This window comes from Sinomonas sp. RB5 (assembly GCF_054063535.1).
In genome coordinates this window covers 454,426-469,713 of record NZ_JBSSGJ010000001.1, presented here as the reverse complement: position 1 = coordinate 469,713, position 15,288 = coordinate 454,426, and the positions used below count along the sequence as shown (strand labels likewise).

17 protein-coding genes are annotated in these 15,288 nt (G+C 66.8%); 14 read left to right on the top strand and 3 right to left on the bottom strand.

What is annotated here, in order from left to right; genetic code table 11:
* Positions 1-21: 21 nt before the first annotated feature.
* Positions 22-1,413, top strand: a complete 1,392-nt coding sequence (locus ACVWWH_RS02225; RefSeq protein ID WP_457315444.1) for a phenylacetate--CoA ligase family protein — start codon at positions 22-24, stop codon at positions 1,411-1,413.
* A gap of 50 nt (positions 1,414-1,463) precedes the next feature.
* Here the strand turns inward: ACVWWH_RS02225 and ACVWWH_RS02220 are convergent, their stop codons facing one another.
* A complete protein-coding gene (locus tag ACVWWH_RS02220) occupies positions 1,464-1,634 on the bottom strand; it encodes a hypothetical protein (protein ID WP_457315443.1) in 171 nt (56 codons plus the stop codon).
* Between the two features lie 133 nt (positions 1,635-1,767).
* Between ACVWWH_RS02220 and ACVWWH_RS02215 the strand changes: the two genes are divergently transcribed.
* Positions 1,768-3,009 (top strand): glycosyltransferase, encoded by a 1,242-nt coding sequence (locus tag ACVWWH_RS02215; RefSeq protein ID WP_457315442.1) that lies wholly within the window; start codon positions 1,768-1,770, stop codon positions 3,007-3,009.
* Positions 3,006-4,871: an ArnT family glycosyltransferase gene (locus ACVWWH_RS02210; RefSeq protein WP_457315441.1), complete on the top strand. Its 1,866-nt coding sequence runs from the start codon at positions 3,006-3,008 to the stop codon at positions 4,869-4,871. The genes ACVWWH_RS02215 and ACVWWH_RS02210 overlap by 4 nt, the downstream gene beginning before the upstream one ends.
* 53 nt (positions 4,872-4,924) lie before the next feature.
* Here the strand turns inward: ACVWWH_RS02210 and rpsI are convergent, their stop codons facing one another.
* Both rpsI and rplM read right to left on the bottom strand, forming a co-directional pair.
* Positions 4,925-5,425 carry a 30S ribosomal protein S9 gene (rpsI, locus tag ACVWWH_RS02205; protein WP_066499413.1) on the bottom strand — a complete coding sequence of 167 codons (501 nt, stop codon included), beginning with the start codon at positions 5,423-5,425 and terminating at the stop codon, positions 4,925-4,927.
* Between the two features lie 38 nt (positions 5,426-5,463).
* The gene (gene rplM / locus ACVWWH_RS02200) at positions 5,464-5,907 is read right to left on the bottom strand and encodes a 50S ribosomal protein L13 (protein WP_066499416.1); all 444 of its coding nucleotides are present in this window, start codon (positions 5,905-5,907) and stop codon (positions 5,464-5,466) included.
* 545 nt (positions 5,908-6,452) lie between these two features.
* Between rplM and ACVWWH_RS02195 the strand changes: the two genes are divergently transcribed.
* The 11 genes from ACVWWH_RS02195 (at position 6,453) to ACVWWH_RS02145 (ending at position 15,283) form a co-directional block, all read left to right on the top strand.
* A complete protein-coding gene (locus ACVWWH_RS02195) occupies positions 6,453-6,644 on the top strand; it encodes a Flp family type IVb pilin (RefSeq protein ID WP_457315440.1) in 192 nt (63 codons plus the stop codon).
* Positions 6,645-6,684: 40 nt separating this feature from the next.
* On the top strand, positions 6,685-6,876 hold the full coding sequence (locus tag ACVWWH_RS02190) for a Flp family type IVb pilin (RefSeq protein WP_457315439.1): 192 nt from the start codon (positions 6,685-6,687) through the stop codon (positions 6,874-6,876).
* 253 nt (positions 6,877-7,129) lie between these two features.
* Positions 7,130-7,507, top strand: a complete 378-nt coding sequence (locus ACVWWH_RS02185; RefSeq protein ID WP_457315438.1) for a TadE/TadG family type IV pilus assembly protein — start codon at positions 7,130-7,132, stop codon at positions 7,505-7,507.
* Entirely contained in the window at positions 7,444-8,547 is a 1,104-nt protein-coding gene (locus ACVWWH_RS02180; protein WP_457315437.1) for a pilus assembly protein TadG-related protein, read from the top strand. The genes ACVWWH_RS02185 and ACVWWH_RS02180 overlap by 64 nt, the downstream gene beginning before the upstream one ends.
* A gap of 48 nt (positions 8,548-8,595) precedes the next feature.
* Positions 8,596-9,336 carry a Flp pilus assembly protein CpaB gene (gene cpaB, locus ACVWWH_RS02175; RefSeq protein WP_457315436.1) on the top strand — a complete coding sequence of 247 codons (741 nt, stop codon included), beginning with the start codon at positions 8,596-8,598 and terminating at the stop codon, positions 9,334-9,336.
* Positions 9,333-10,535: an AAA family ATPase gene (locus tag ACVWWH_RS02170; RefSeq protein ID WP_457315435.1), complete on the top strand. Its 1,203-nt coding sequence runs from the start codon at positions 9,333-9,335 to the stop codon at positions 10,533-10,535. The genes cpaB and ACVWWH_RS02170 overlap by 4 nt, the downstream gene beginning before the upstream one ends.
* Positions 10,532-12,040, top strand: coding sequence for a CpaF family protein (locus ACVWWH_RS02165; protein ID WP_457315434.1), 1,509 nt, complete (start codon positions 10,532-10,534; stop codon positions 12,038-12,040). The genes ACVWWH_RS02170 and ACVWWH_RS02165 overlap by 4 nt, the downstream gene beginning before the upstream one ends.
* Positions 12,041-12,099: 59 nt before the next feature.
* Positions 12,100-12,990, top strand: coding sequence for a type II secretion system F family protein (locus tag ACVWWH_RS02160; RefSeq protein ID WP_457315433.1), 891 nt, complete (start codon positions 12,100-12,102; stop codon positions 12,988-12,990).
* Positions 12,991-13,000: 10 nt separating this feature from the next.
* Positions 13,001-13,879, top strand: coding sequence for a type II secretion system F family protein (locus ACVWWH_RS02155; RefSeq protein ID WP_457315432.1), 879 nt, complete (start codon positions 13,001-13,003; stop codon positions 13,877-13,879).
* 108 nt (positions 13,880-13,987) lie between these two features.
* Positions 13,988-14,881, top strand: a complete 894-nt coding sequence (locus ACVWWH_RS02150) for a hypothetical protein (protein WP_457315431.1) — start codon at positions 13,988-13,990, stop codon at positions 14,879-14,881.
* 234 nt (positions 14,882-15,115) lie between these two features.
* Positions 15,116-15,283 carry a hypothetical protein gene (locus ACVWWH_RS02145; protein ID WP_307114663.1) on the top strand — a complete coding sequence of 56 codons (168 nt, stop codon included), beginning with the start codon at positions 15,116-15,118 and terminating at the stop codon, positions 15,281-15,283.
* The last annotated feature ends 5 nt before the right edge of the window (positions 15,284-15,288 follow it).

Genomic DNA, 15,288 nt, shown 5'->3' with positions numbered 1-15,288 from the left:
GGGGCCGCCCAGAATGGCCCCATGCGCAGATCTGGCCGGTTGGCCCCGCTCGGCGTCCTGCGGGACGCGCGGCGGGTGCTGCGGGGCGGCCTCCCCGCCATTGAGGCCCGCCAGCGGGAGCGCCTGGCGGCCCTGCTGCAGCACGCCCGGGCGCATTCGGCCCTCTATGCCCGGCTGTATGCAGGACTCCCGCAGGATGCGGGCCTGGGGTCCCTGCCGCCGGTGGCCAAGGCCGAGCTGATGGCCCACTTCGACGAGTGGGTGACCGACCCGCAGGTCACCAAGGACTCGCTCGAGCGCTTCACCGCGCGGCAGGACACCATCGGCTCGGACTTCCTGGGCCGCTACGTCGTCTTCACCACGTCGGGGTCCACCGGCGAGCCCACGCTGCTCGTGCAGGACCGGCGCGCCGTCGCCGTGATGAACGGGCTGGCCTACGCCCGGCCGCCCTACGTCCATCCCCGGGTGCTGGTGCGGATGATGGCCAAGGGCATCCGGGCGGCCCTCGTCTTCGCGACCGGCGGCCACTTCCTCACGACGGTCATGTACGCGCGCCGGGTGCGCTCGGTGCCGTTCCGCCGCCGCTATGTGCGCTTCTTCTCGGTGCTCGAGCCGCTGGCGCAGCTGGTGCAGGAGCTGAATGGCTTCCGGCCGGCGATGGTGGCGTCGTACGCGAGCGGGCTCGAGGTGCTGGCCGAGGAACAGGCCGCCGGCAGGCTGCGGATTGCCCCCGCGATCGTGGCGAGCGGCGGGGAGCAGCTGCTGCCAGCCGTGCGGCGGCGCATCGAGGACGTGTTCGGCTGCCCCCTGATGGAGCTGTACAGCGCCTCGGAGGCAACCCCGCTCACGCTGCCGTGCCGCTGGGGCGAGCAGCACCTGAATGCGGACTGGTTCATCCTCGAGCCCATCGACGCTGCCGGCAACTCGGTGCCGCCCGGGGTCCTCTCCCACTCTGTGCTGCTGACCAACTTGGCCAACTTCGTCCAGCCGATCATCCGCTACGAGCTCGGCGACTCCGTCCGCCTCGGAGCCGAACCATGCCACTGCGGGAGCCCGCTGCCCACCGTCCGGATCGAGGGGCGGACGGATGAGGTCCTCCGGCTCGAGGGGCCGGCAGGGACCGTGGCCCTGCTGCCCATGGCCCTGGGCACCGTGGTGGAGGAGACCCCCGGCGTGCACCGATTCCAGGTGCTGCAGACGGGCCCGGCCGCGCTGGCCGTCCGCGTCGAGGCCCTGCCCGGGCACGAGGCGCGCGCCGTCGAGGCCGCGGTGCTCCGGCGCCTGCGCGCCCACCTCGACGGCCAGGGGCTCCCGGGCGTCACCCTGGCCGTGGACCCCGAGCCGATCCTCGTGAACCCCAGGGGCGGAAAGTTGCGGCATGTGCTCCACGCCCCGGCCGGCCGCGGGCAGTAGCCCGAGCATGCGGCGGCCCGGGGTCCGGGGTGACCGCCCGGCGTCGTGCGTCACGCCTGGAGGTCCCGCAGCGTCGCGGCGGCCGCCGCGAGCCGCGAGTCCAGGCTCACCGACTGCTGCTGGAGGGCCGCGACCTGCTGCTCGGTGGCCCCTTCATCGTGATGGCGGAGGCATCCTTGCCCGCCGCGACCGACGCTATCGATGAAGCGGTACCGGAGCACCACTCGTCTTTCCGCCGCTGGTACGTAACCTCGATGCGATGCGGTACTTGGAAACTACGCGGCCAAAAGAGCGGCTACTTGAATTCTCTAGTCCATATAGAGGCGATCCCAGCCGACGCCCTAATGTGCTTGCATGGAATTTGCTCATGGGGGACCGGCAATCGACATTGTCATTCCGGTGTACAACGAAGAAATTGCCTTGGCCTCCTCCGTGAGGAAGCTCGCTGGGTACCTGATCAAAGAGATGCCCGCCACGTGGCAGATCACCATCGCGGACAACGCCAGCACTGACGGTACGCAGACCATCGGGGAGTCCCTGGCCGCAACACTCGAAGGCGTGACCTACGTCAGGCTCGAGGAGAAGGGCCGCGGCCGGGCGCTCAAGCAAGCATGGCTGGCGTCGAAGGCAGAGATCGTCGCCTACGTCGACGTAGACCTTTCCACTGATCTGTCCGCGCTTCCGCCGCTCGTCGCCCCCCTGCTCTCCGGCCACTCGGACGTCTCGATCGGCACCCGGCTTGACCGGGCCTCCCGCGTCGTGCGCGGCCCCAAGCGCGAGTTCATATCCCGCACGTACAACATGATGCTTCGAGGCAGCCTCGGCGTCCGGTTCTCCGACGCACAGTGCGGCTTCAAGGCGATGAGGGCCGAGGTTGCCCAGCTGCTGCTCCCCCATGTCGAGGACACCGGATGGTTCTTCGACACGGAACTCCTCGTTCTGGCCGAACGCGCAGGCCTCCGGATCCACGAGGTCCCCGTCGACTGGACCGATGACCCGTCCAGCACCGTTGACATCGCGCAGACGGCCTTGGATGACCTGCGCGGGATCGTCCGAGTATCGAAGTCGCTTGCGCAGCACCGGATTCCGCTCGCGGCGGTCTACGCCGAGCTGGGACGCCGCCCTCTCCAGCCTCCGCAGCCGCTCTCGCTCGTGGTACAGACCTTCGCGTTCGCCGCCGTGGGTATCGCTTCGACGATTACCTACGCCATGCTGTACCTCATGCTGCAGCCTGCCTTCGGTGCCCAATCAGCCAATTTCGGCGCGCTCCTCATCACTGCCGTGCTCAACACCGCAGCGAACCGCCGCCTCACGTTCGGCATCCGCGGCCAAGAGCACTACACGCTCCATCACGTCCAGGGGCTGGTCGTCTTCGGCCTCGCATGGGGACTGACATCGTCCTCGCTGCTGATTCTGCACAGCCTGGCTATGGCGCCTGGAGCCACCGCTGAGCTCGCAGCCCTCACCTCGGTGAACGTCGTCGCGACCGTGATGCGCTTTGCGCTCCTGAAGTACTGGGTCTTCCGCGGCCGCAGGGCCGTGCCGGACCGTCGTCGGCGCACACCTCTAGCCTCCCGCGCACTGGATGCCGCGTGAGCGCACCGGGCGCGCTGGCCGCCGGCGTCGCGACGCCGCGGGCAGTGCTGCGCAGCAGGTGGGAGACCGCGGCGCTGCTGGCTGGAACCGCAGCACTGTACCTGTGGAATCTCAGCATCAACGGATGGGCCAACGCGTTCTACTCAGCCGCCGCGTTCGCGGGGGCGGATAACCTCACGGCCTTCTTCTTCGGCTCCTCCGACCCGTCCAACGGGATCTCGGTCGACAAGCCGCCGCTCTCTCTCTGGATCATGAGCCTGAGCGTGAAGATGTTCGGGCTGAGTCCGTGGAGCATCCTGGTGCCCCAGGCCCTCATGGGTGTGGCCACGGTCTGGCTCGTCTACAGGATGGCGGCCCAGCCACTCGGGCACCGCTGGGGTCTGCTCGCTGGCACGCTGATGGCACTTATGCCTGTCTCGACCGCCGTGTTCCGCTACAACAACCCCGATGCACTGCTGACGCTGCTCATGACCTCGGCTGCCGCCGCTACCCTCACAGCGATCAGAACTCAGCGTCAGAGGCTCCTTGGCCTTGCTGGCGTGCTGATCGGTGCGGGGTTCCTCACCAAACAGCTCCAAGTAGCACTGGTGGTGCCCGCTTTGCTCACCACCGTACTGTGGATGGGGCCCTGGCCCATTCGCCTCCGGCTGCGTGGGGCGTGCATTGCCCTGTGCGCTGCCGTGGCGACGGCGGGCAGTTGGCTTGCCGTCGTCGCCCTGACGCCCCCGGGATCGCGTCCGTTCATCGGGGGGACCCGGAACAACAGCTTCTGGGAGCTCACGCTGGGGTACAACGGCATGGACCGGCTCACAGGCCTCGACGCGCAGCGCACGCAGGTGGGCGGCAGTTCGGCCGAATCCCTTCCTGCTGGGCCGCTTCGCTTCCTTTACCCCCAGTTGGCGGCCCAGATCCTCTGGGTGCTCCCGCTAGCGGTGGCGGGGATACTCGTAGCAGTCCTGCTGTGGAGGAGGGCCCACGCGCGCGAGCGGGCCTTCCTCACGGTCAACGTGCTGTGGTTCATCTGCTCGAGCGCTGTCCTCGCGTCCATGTCGGGCATCATGCATCCCTACTACGCCCTGAGTGCTGTCCCGTCTGCCGCCTGCCTGGGAGCAATGGCCCTGAAGCACCTGATCGAGCTCCGGCGCCGTCGGTTGTTCCGCGTTGTGCTGGGAGCCACGTTGGCGGCCACACTTGTCCTCGACTACGCCAATGCTGTTCGAGGAGCCGGCACCTTTCCGTGGTACTCGCTGGCGAGCCTGCTGCTCGGCTCGATTGCGATCGCCTGGGCCGTGCTTCCGCCCCTGCGCGCCTTTGCTGCCGCTGGCGTGGCGGCCGCTCTGTGCCTCGTCCTCCTGGGCCCCCTCCTGTGGTCCGCGAGCACGGTTGGCAGCGCGCATGAAGGTGCGGCGCTAGCGGGTGGGCCGCCCCTCAACGGCTATCGGACCGACGATCCCGCGGACCCCCTGATGCATGGGAACACCACACCCGTGTTCGCCGCCACCATCTTCGGGGATACCGTCGAGCCGGACGCAGCGCGCGATCTGCAGCTGGTGGCGGAAGGCACCAAGTGGCCGGGCGCGGCTATCGGCTCCGCCAATGCCGCCCAGTACCAGCTCGCCACTCGCCGGAGCGTCCTTGCGATCGGCGGGTTCGACGGAACGGACCCGTTTCCCACCCTCGGCGATTTTCAGAGCAAAGTAGAAGCCGGGCAGATTGGACTTCTGATCGTTGGCAACATTCCGCCGGCCACAAGCGCGGGCCAGGGCGAGTCCGCGAAAATCCTCGCCTGGGTGAGGACTATGTACCGCTGTGAACCCGCAGGGCACGCGTGCGTCTACCACCTTCAATCCTCGTCGCATTAAAGCGACGAGGCCCGCCCCACAGGTAGTGGGACGGGCCTCCGGAAGGGCTGAAATCAGCGCTTCGAGTACTGCGGAGCGCGGCGGGCCTTCTTGAGACCGGCCTTCTTGCGCTCGACCACGCGGGCGTCGCGGGTCAGGAAGCCGGCCTTCTTCAGGGCCGGACGGTTGTTCTCGACGTCGATCTCGTTGAGAGCGCGCGAGACACCGAGGCGCACAGCACCGGCCTGGCCCGAGGGGCCACCGCCGTGGATGCGGACGATCACGTCGTAGGCGCCCTCGAGGTCGAGGAGCTTGAACGGGTCGTTCACCTCCTGCTGGTGCAGCTTGTTCGGGAAGTAGTTCTCGAGCGTGCGGCCGTTGATGGTCCACTGGCCGGAGCCGGGAACGACGCGGACGCGGGCCACGGCCTCCTTGCGGCGGCCAACGGCTGCACCGGCAACGGTGAGGGCCGGGCGCTCGCGCTTGGCGGTCTCGGCCGCAGCCGGGGCGCTCTCGGACGTGTAGCTGGTGAGGTTCTCCTCAGCCGCGGTGTTCAGCTCTTCGTTCTGAGCCACAGTGTTCTCCTTGATGAATTCTTGAGTAGTGGCCAGGACTACTGGGCAACCTGGTTGATCTCGAAGGTCTTGGGCTGCTGGGCAGCGTGCGGGTGGTTCGGGCCCGCGTAGACCTTGAGCTTGGACAGCTGCTGGGCAGCAAGCTTGTTCTTGGGGAGCATGCCCTTCACGGCCTTCTCCACGGCGCGGACCGGGTTCTTCTCGAGGAGCTCGGCGTAGGTCACGCTGGTGAGGCCGCCCGGGAAGCCCGAGTGGCGGTAGGCGCGCTTCTGCTGGAGCTTGGCGCCGGTGAGGGCCACCTTGTCCGCGTTGATGATGATGACGAAATCGCCCATGTCCATGTGGGACGCAAAGGTCGGCTTGTGCTTCCCGCGCAGCAGCGTTGCGGTCTGGCTGGCAAGACGACCCAGAACGACGTCGGTGGCGTCGATGACGTGCCACTGACGGTCGGCGTCGCCGGGCTTCGGAGTGTACGTACGCACAGTTATTGCCTTCGTTTCTTGGTCTGGTGGGGTGCCGGTGAGATACACCCCGTGCTTCGGTGCGCTACCGGACCAGAGGTGAGGGCTCCCAGACCAGTTATCCCTTGCATCTCGAATGCGCCCGGAAGCCGGCGTCCTGCAACTGGACACTCCCTAGGCACGTTCCATCGAGTCAGGACACGCACAACGACTATCAAGAGTAGCTTGGCGCGGCGCGCCGGGTCAAAGCGGGGCCCAGGAGGGCCTCCGGGAGAGGGCCCGGACCAGTGTACGCACCCCTCGAATTGGACATGTCCAGTACGCAAGTAGTCCGAAGGGGCCCGACTGAGTACCGACCACGCGTCGCTCCGCGCGGCCACCGGGTACCACCGCGAGCGTCAGCCCGGTATTCGGGCGCTGTTATAAGGCTGAGATTCACGTATCAATGCTTATGGTGCCGGCCTCATGGAGGTGGGAGATTTGTGGCACGGGCAGGAATACCGGGGGTGGCCCGCCACAAAGACCCCTTTTTATAAATTGCTCCTCCTCACGAAAAGGACATCACCATGGAAAAGCTCTACGTTTCCGTTCTCTCCTTCTGGAACTCCATTGTGAGTGGCGAAAAGGAAAAGGGTGCGACTGCCGTGGAGTACGGCCTCCTGGTCGCCCTCATCGCCGCCGTCATCATCGGCACGGTGGTCACCCTCGGCGGACAGATCAACACCGCCTTCACCACCATCTCCAGCCGGCTCCCCTGACATCCGTTACTCGGAACGCTCAACGGAAGAAAGGACCATCGTGAACCAGCTCATGGCTTCTCTTCTCGTCTTCTGGAACGGCTTGACCGGAGACGATCGCGAGAAGGGTGCGACAGCCGTCGAGTACGGCCTCCTGGTCGCCCTCATCGCCGCCGTCATCATCGGGACCGTCGTCACTCTGGGGGGCCAGATCAACACGGCGTTCAACACCATCAGCAGCCAGCTTCCGTGACTGCCCTCAGCACCCTCGGTGCTGCCCTCCCGGTTCGTGGACGCCGGGCAAGGCGTCCACGAACCGGCGGACTTTAAGCAACTAGAACCCTTTCCAAGGAGGAGCGATGGCCGAGAGCCGGCAGCGAGGCGCTACCTCAGTTGAGTACAGCCTCCTGGTCTTCCTGATCGCCGCAGCGATCTTCGGGACCGTGGCCTTGATCGGCCCAGAGCTCGTCCCCGGGTTCCAGACAGTGGTAAGCGGGTTGTGAACCATGAACAAGACATCTCGCAGGCGTGAGCGTGGCGCCGTGGCGGTCGAGTTCGCCCTCGTCCTGCCGCTGCTGCTCGGCCTCGTGCTCGGCATCGTGGAGTTCGGGCGCATCTACAACGCCCAGGTCCTCACAACCAACGCGGCACGCGAAGCTGCCCGGACGGTTGCGGTCGGGAACAGCCAGAGCCAGGCGATCGCCAACGCGCAGAGCGTCGCTCCCGGCTACACCATCTCCGTGACCGTGCCGGCCAGCTGCGCTGCCGGGACCGAGGTCCAGGCGACGGTCACCACGAGCGTGCAGACGGTATCCGGCACATGGTTCGGTCTGCCGAATCCGGTCAGCGTGAGCGGGACGGGGGCCATGCGATGCAACGGATGACGCGCAGGATGCGTGGTGGGCATGGCAGCAACGAACGTGGGGCCGCAGCCATACTGGTCGTCCTCCTAGCGTTCGTCCTCATCGGCATGGCGTCCTTCGCGGTCGACGCCGGCCTGATGGTCTCGACCAAAGCGCAGCTGCAGAACGGCGCAGACGCCTCGTCCCTCGCCCTCGCCCAGTACTGCGCCAAGAACGCACCGTCGACCTGCAGCAGCGCCTACGACGCGACCTTGGCACCCCTCTACACGAAGGACAGCTCCTTGGACGGCTCCGCCAAGGTCCAAGGGATCACGTGGCCGGCCGCCGGCCAGGTCGCCGTGACGACGACGACGCCGCCAGCTGGGCTGAAGCTCATCCTCGGCGGAATCTTCGGCACGCCCTCCGTACAGATCACCGCCAGTGCCACCGCGAGCTGGGGCGCGCCGGGGTATGGCAAGAGCTTCCCACTCGCGCTCTCCGCCAACTGCTGGGACCTCACCCCGACGACCACGATGGGTTCCGTCCAGACGTTCGAGTACAAGCCCGGTCAGACCTGCACCAATCCGGCGGGCACGAGCGGCCCTGGCGGCTGGGGCTGGCTGGTGCCGGACAGCGGCACCTGCCAGACGACCACCACGGCAGGCACCGTGGTGACGGGAGCCTCCGACCCTGGCAACAACCTTCCCAACGCGACCTACTGCTCGGCAGTCCTCCAGAGCTGGGTCGACACGATCACCGCGGGCAAAGAACAGGACGTCACCTTCCCGGTCTTCACCTCGACAACCGGCTCAGGCAACAACATGACGTATGCCATCTCCGGCTACGCGACTCTCAAGATCTACGGCTGGAAGCTCCAGCAGGGCAACAACAGCGCACCGGGCGCGTTCCGCAACATGGCCAGCGACCTCGCGGCGCAGGGACTCAGCACGAGCCTCGCGTGCAGCGGCGGCGTGGACCGCTGCGTGATCGGCCAGTTCATCAGGTTCGACATCACGGACCCGAATATCGGCGGCAGCGGCGGGACCGATTACGGGTCCAACTCCGTCAAGCTCATCAAATAGCACCAAGAAGGAAAGGGGATTCCCATGAGGACCCGCCTACTGGGAGGCGTGGCTGCTCTGATTGTTGCAATCATCGGCGCCGTGCTCCTCATCACCTACGTCAACAGTGCAGATCAACGCGCCTACGCCGACACGGAGACCCAGGAGGTCTACGTGGTCCAGAAGCCGATCGCGGCTGGCACCGCCGCCGCCAGCCTCTCCGACAGTGTTGCGAAGAAGCCGATGCCCAAGGGAATGGTCCCCGCCGACGCGGTGGCGGACCTCTCGAGCCTCTCCGGCAAGGTCACCTCGGTCAACCTCGAGGTGGGTGAGCAGCTGATTGCCGGCCGCTTCGCGGACCCCGCGACCCTCCACGCACCCGGCCGAGTGGACGTGCCGGCAGGCATGCAGGAGGTCACCGTCCGCCTTCCTATTGAGCGCGTGGTCGGCGGCGCCCTGTCCGCGGGTGACCTGGTCGGCGTGGCCCTCTCCTTCCCGAAGGACGACAACACGCCCGCTCAGACTCGTCTCAGCTACAACAAGGTCCTCGTGACCGGGCTGCAGGTGTCCTCTGGTGCCGCGGCTCCGAACAATGCGACAGCACCTGCCCAGAACGGCGGTGGCGGCGTGGGGTCGGCGAGCCAGAACGCCAGCAACGGCGAGTACCTTGTCACCCTCGCCCGCCCTGCCGCGGATGCTGTCCGCATCGTCTACGCGGCCGAATTCGGCAAGGTCTACCTGACCAAGCAGTCGTCGGCTTCTCAGAATGGCGACGGCGGCATTCTCGACCGGACGAAGGTGTTCCAGTGAGCCGCTTCGCAGCCATCACGGAAGACGCCGACTTCGAACACCGCGTCCGCATGGCGGCCGTGATGCTCCCCGGTGCCCTCCAGGTATTCCACGCAGGCTTCCTCCCCGACAACATCGACGATGTCTTCGGCCAGCTGGAAGGCGAGCCGCTCGAGGTCCTTGTCCTCGGACCCGACCTCCCGTCCAGCCAGGTACTCACCTTCGCGTCGGCGGTGGACGTGTGCCACCCCCAGGTCAGCATTGTCTACGCCGCCCCTGCACCCGAGGAGCTAGCCCTTGCGGCGATGCGTGCCGGCGTGCGCGACCTCATCGACCCGAAAGCCGACGTCGAGGCCCTGCGCGCTCACCTCGATCAGGCCGCCGCCACCGCGGGGTCGCGCTTCGCGGCCCTTCCCTCGCTCACGGGCGATGGAGCCGTGGGCGCCAGCCGGACCGGCCGGGTCATTCCCGTCATGTCCCCCAAGGGAGGTGTTGGCAAGACCACGATCGCCACAAACATCGCGGTCGGACTCGGCAAGGTCGCGCCGATGTCAGTCGTGATCGTGGATCTCGACCTCCAGTTCGGCGATGTGGCCAGCGGGCTCATGATGACCCCCGACCGGACGCTGCTCGATGCGGCGGAAGGGCCGACGGATGCACTGTCACTCAAGACGTATCTGACGGCGCACAGCACCAGCATCTATGCGCTGTGCGCGCCCCGCAACCCCGCCGATGCCGACAGGATCGCTGCCAGCAAGGTCTCGGAACTCATCGAGAAGCTTGCCGCCGAGTTCCAGTACGTCATCATCGACACCTCCCCCGGCCTGGGCGAGCACGTCCTTGCGACCTTGGACAAGGCCACCGACGTCGTCTGGGTGTGCGGCATGGACATCCCCAGCGTCAGAGGGCTCAAAGCAGGGCTAGACATCCTCCAGGAGCTGCGCATGCTGCCCGAGCGCCGCAACGTCGTGTTGAACATGGCGGACCGCAAGTCCGGCATCACCGTCCAGGACGTCGAGGCAACGATCGGCATACCGGTGGACGTCGTCCTTCCTCGGTCCCGTGCGCTCCCGCTCGCGACGAACCGCGGCATTCCAGCGCTCCAGGACCGTCTTCGCGATCCGGCGGTGAAGGGCCTGAATCAGCTCGTAGAACGGCTCAAGCCACAGTGGGACGAGCGCGAACGCAAGCAGCTTCATCGGCGGGCGGTGTTCCAGTGAGCCTCTTCAAGCGACTCGAGGACGCTCGCCGCGATGAGGACGCCGGCCAGACGAAGATCCCCGCCGAGGTGATCGGCGCGAATCATCCTGGCCTGCTGACAGCGGCGCAGACCCCGCAAACTGAAGCATCGACTCTGAACACCCGGGTCCAGGCGAAGGCGGCGGCAGATGCGGAGGCCCGACACACGGGCCGGGATATCGCCACGGCCACGGACGTCCGCGCAAGCCTTGCCATCCGCGAGCTCAAGTCCAAGGTCACGACGGAGCTGTATGAGCGGGTCGGCAATCGTATCTCCGACCCGTCCCTCAGCGAGGAAGACCTCCATGGCTACGTGCGTGACGAGCTCCGGTCCGTCGTCGCCGAGCAATCCGTGCCCCTCACCTCCAGTGAGCGCGACAGGCTCATCGATGAGGTCATCGATGATGTCCTTGGTTTGGGGCCCATCCAGCGATATATCGACGATCCGTCTGTCACGGAGGTCATGGTCAACCGTGCAGACCAGGTGTACGTCGAGCGCAACGGCCAGCTCTTCCTGACCGAGACAACGTTCGAGTCCGAGGAGCAGCTCCGAAGGGTCATTGAGCGCATCGTCTCGAGAGTCGGGCGCCGCATTGACGAATCGTCCCCGCTCGTGGATGCAAGGCTCTTGGACGGATCGCGCGTCAACGCGATCATCCCACCGCTGGCCGTGAGCGGTTCCTCGCTGACGATCCGGAAGTTCTCGCGAGAGGCGCTCAGCGTTCCGCGCCTCATCGAGCTGGGGACCATGAACCCCGAGATGGCCGAACTACTGCATGCGTGCGTCCAAGCCCGGCTCAACGTGATCGTGTCCGGCGGAACCGGCACCGGCAAGACGACACTGCTCAATGTCCTGTCCTCCTTCATCCCCCGCGATGAGCGCATCATCACCATCGAAGATGCAGTGGAGCTCCAGCTCCAGCAGGATCACGTGGTCCGCCTCGAGAGCCGCCCCCCGAACATCGAGGGGCAGGGCGCCATCACCATTCGCGATCTCGTCCGGAACTCGCTTCGCATGCGGCCTGACCGCATCGTCGTGGGCGAGGTCCGCGGCGGCGAGACGCTGGACATGCTCCAGGCCATGAACACCGGCCACGACGGCTCCTTGTCCACCGTCCACGCCAACTCGCCCCGCGACGCGATCGCGCGCCTTGAGACGCTTGTGCTCATGGCGGGCATGGACCTGCCCCTCAGGGCCATCCGCGAGCAGGTGTCCTCGGCTGTGAACCTCATCGTGCACCTCAGCCGGCTGCGCGATGGAACCCGCAGGGTCACCCACGTCACCGAGGTCCAGGGTATGGAAGGCGACGTCGTCACGCTCCAAGACGCCTTCATCTTCGATTTCAGCGCAGGCGTAGACGCCAACGGGCGGTTCCTCGGGAAGCCCATCCCGACCGGCGTGCGGCCACGGTTCATGGAGAAGTTCGCAGACCTGGGGATCCACGTCAGTCCGGCCCTGTTCGGACCCCGATTCGGAAGGGTGTGAAGACCGTGGACACGCCGATCGTCCTCGCCCTCGGCATGGGGGCCGTCTTTGCAGGGCTCATGACGCTGATCGTCCTGCTCACCCAACCCCGACGCACGGTCGCCCGCGAACGGCGTCGGCCCGGATCGAAGGATCAGTCCGACGCAGCACTGGCGCGGTTCACCGACGCGGCGGTCGGAGCGATCAACCGGTCCCTCCATGGTCGCGAGCTCCGCCTCGTCCGCAGCGACAAGCTCGAACAAGCCGGGCTCAGGATGAGCCGGGGAGACTTCCTGTTCATGTGCGGCGGCGGGGCCCTCCTCGCCGCGATCCTGGGATTCGTGCTCGCCGGACCGGGATTGGGCATCCTGCTGCTCCTCCTCGTCCCGGGTGGCATGCTCATCTGGCTGAACATCAAGGCCGCGCGCCGTCAGGCGAAGTTCGCGACCCAGCTCCCAGATACGCTCCAGATGCTCGCGGGGAGCATGCGCGCGGGCCACAGCCTTCTGCGGGCCCTCGACGCAGCCAGTCAAGAATGCGAAGAACCGATGGGCGCGGAGCTCAGCAGGGCGCTGAATGAAGCCAGGATCGGCCGAGACCTGGTCGAATCGCTAGTAGACCTTGCTGGACGCATGAAGAGCCAGGACTTCCTGTGGACGACCCAGGCAATCGAGACCCAGCGTGAAGTCGGCGGCAACCTTGCCGAGATCCTTGAGAACGTCAATGACACGATCAGGGACCGCGCCCAGCTGGCGCGGCAGGTCTCCGCCCTGAGCGCAGAGGGGAAGCTCTCGGCCTATATCCTCATCGGCCTGCCGATCGCCTTCCTCGTCATCCTGTCCTTCATCAACCCGCTCTATTCGAGGGTCTTCTACACCACCCTGCCGGGCTGGGGGATGCTCGCGGTCTGCGCCATCCTGCTCGGCGTCGGATCGCTGTGGCTCTTCCGGATGATCAAGCCCAAGTACTGAGGAGGATCACATGTCACCCATCGCTATGGCCGCGGTCCTTGCCATCGTCCTGCCCGCTGCCTACCTCGTCTGGTCTGTGATCGCCACGGACCGCACCACCCGCAAGGCCATCGAGGTCAACCTTGGCCTGGCACAGCCAAGCTCCAAGCCGTCGTCGTGGAGCGTTCCCCAGCAGGTGCAGGAGCTGGCCCACCGGATCACCCCCAAGGGCTACGCAGCGTTTCTCGACAAGCGTCTGGCGGCAGCGGGTCGCCCCCGGTCCTGGCCTCTGGACCGCATCCTCGTCCTCAAGCCTATCCTCGCTCTGGTGGGTCTCGGCTTCGGACTCTTCATCCTCAAGAGCAGCTTCTCACCGCTGCTTGTGCTCTTCACCGTCGCGGCCTGTGTGCTCTGCTACTTCCTCCCCGACCTGCTGCTGCAGAGCACCGGTCAGAAGCGCCGCGAGAGCATGCAGCGGTCCATGCCCAACATGCTCGATCAAATGCTCATCTCAGTTGAAGCCGGGGTCGGATTCGAGGCAGCCATGGCGCGCGCAGCCGAGAACAGCACCGGCCCGCTGGCCGAGGAGTTCATCCGCACCCTCCAGGACATCCAGGTCGGACGGGCACGGCGCGACGCCTACCTGGCCCTCGGAGAGCGCGCATCCTTCCAGGATCTCAACTCCTTCATCAGGGCCGTCGTGCAGGCCGACCAGTACGGCATTGCCATTGCAAAGGTCCTTCGTGCGCAGGCCAAGGAGATGCGCACCAAGAGGCGTCAGCGCGCCGAGGAGCAGGCCATGAAGATCCCCGTGAAGATCATCTTCCCGCTCATGCTCACGATCCTGCCGGCACTGTTCATCGTCGTGATGGGCCCAGCCGTGATGAACATCGTCAAGATGTTCTCCTGATCTCGCCCCCGCGGTCCATGCAGCTGGCCCGCGGGGGCGCCCACACCGGGTCCCCTCCCGATGCCCAGAATCGGGAGGGGACCCCTCGCTCGACTCTCAGGAGATGCCATGAGCAGCGACATCGGCGTCCAGACTCCCCCCGTCCATCCCGTCGACTGGGCCTGGTACCGCGAATTCGGCGGCGCCGCGGCCGTGCCGCCCACGGTCCGGGCACGGAACCGCCGGATCGGCCGCCGGGCGCTGGCCAAGGCCGGCGCACTCGCCGTCGTGGTCGGCGGGATTGTCATCGGGTCAGGCCTGCTGTGGGCCCGAGGGTCGCTCTCCGGGCGCCCGGTCCTGCTCATTGCCCTCTGCGGCGCCACGGGCCTGGCGCTCTACACGCGGGCTGTGGTGCGCCGGGCGCTGACGGCGCGGCGCCGCAATGTGGCCGCTGCCGCCAGGGCCGCACGGGAACACCGGATCTTCGGCATCCCCTATGTGGCCGCCGCCCACGGCCCCCGCCCTGGCGTCCCGATCCCCGCCCTGCGGCCCGCTCGGACCACTGCGGCACTCCTGGATCTACTCCTCGCGCTTCCCGGCCCGTCCGTCTTCCACCGGATCGGCCTGCCGGGCGGCGGCACGGCCGACCACGCCGTAGCGTGCGGCAACGCTGTGTTCCTCCTCGACTCGGTCAGTTTGGGGGGCGGAATGTGGGAATGGGCGGCGGGCACCCGTGACATTGCCATTCCCACATTCCGCGCGGGCAAGCCGCGGCCCCAGTCCCTGCACGAGGCTGCTGAGGAGCTCGGGTGCCTCCTCGGGCCGGATATCGAGGTCATCCCGATCGTCCTGGTCCACGGCGCCGGAGTGGCTCGCGGGCGCACAAGCCTCTCCCCGCACGGAGTCCACCTGCTGACCGCCGCCGCCGGCCTCGAGCGCATCGGCAACACCTGCGCGTACGGGTTCGCCGGCACCGTCAGCCGCACGGAAGTGACGGAAACACTGAGGGACCTGCTGGTCTGAGGGCGATCTCCGACGGCCCTGCCACATAAGGCCGGAGTTCCCTCCCGATGCCCAGAGTCGGGAGGGAACTCCTCAATGTCATCTTCGCCCCTGTCCACCCGCCCGACCAGCATCTAAGCTAAGGCCACCTCCGGGACATCTGGGCAGGCTACCCCGAGGCCACGCTCTTCTGGACGGAGAAGACATGGGCCGCGATACCCAGACCTCTGCTGGCGCAACGGCGGTGCTGCTGCCATGAGGGCCGTCATGATCGCCCTCATCTCCTACGGGACCGCGATCAACGGTCTCCTCCTCGGGCTCTGGCTGGCCGCGAAATGGCCCGCCCCGCGCCTGAAGCACTTCGCGATGATGGGCTGGGTGTTCCTCGGACTGAACATCGGGATGCAGATCCTCATCGCGTAGGAATC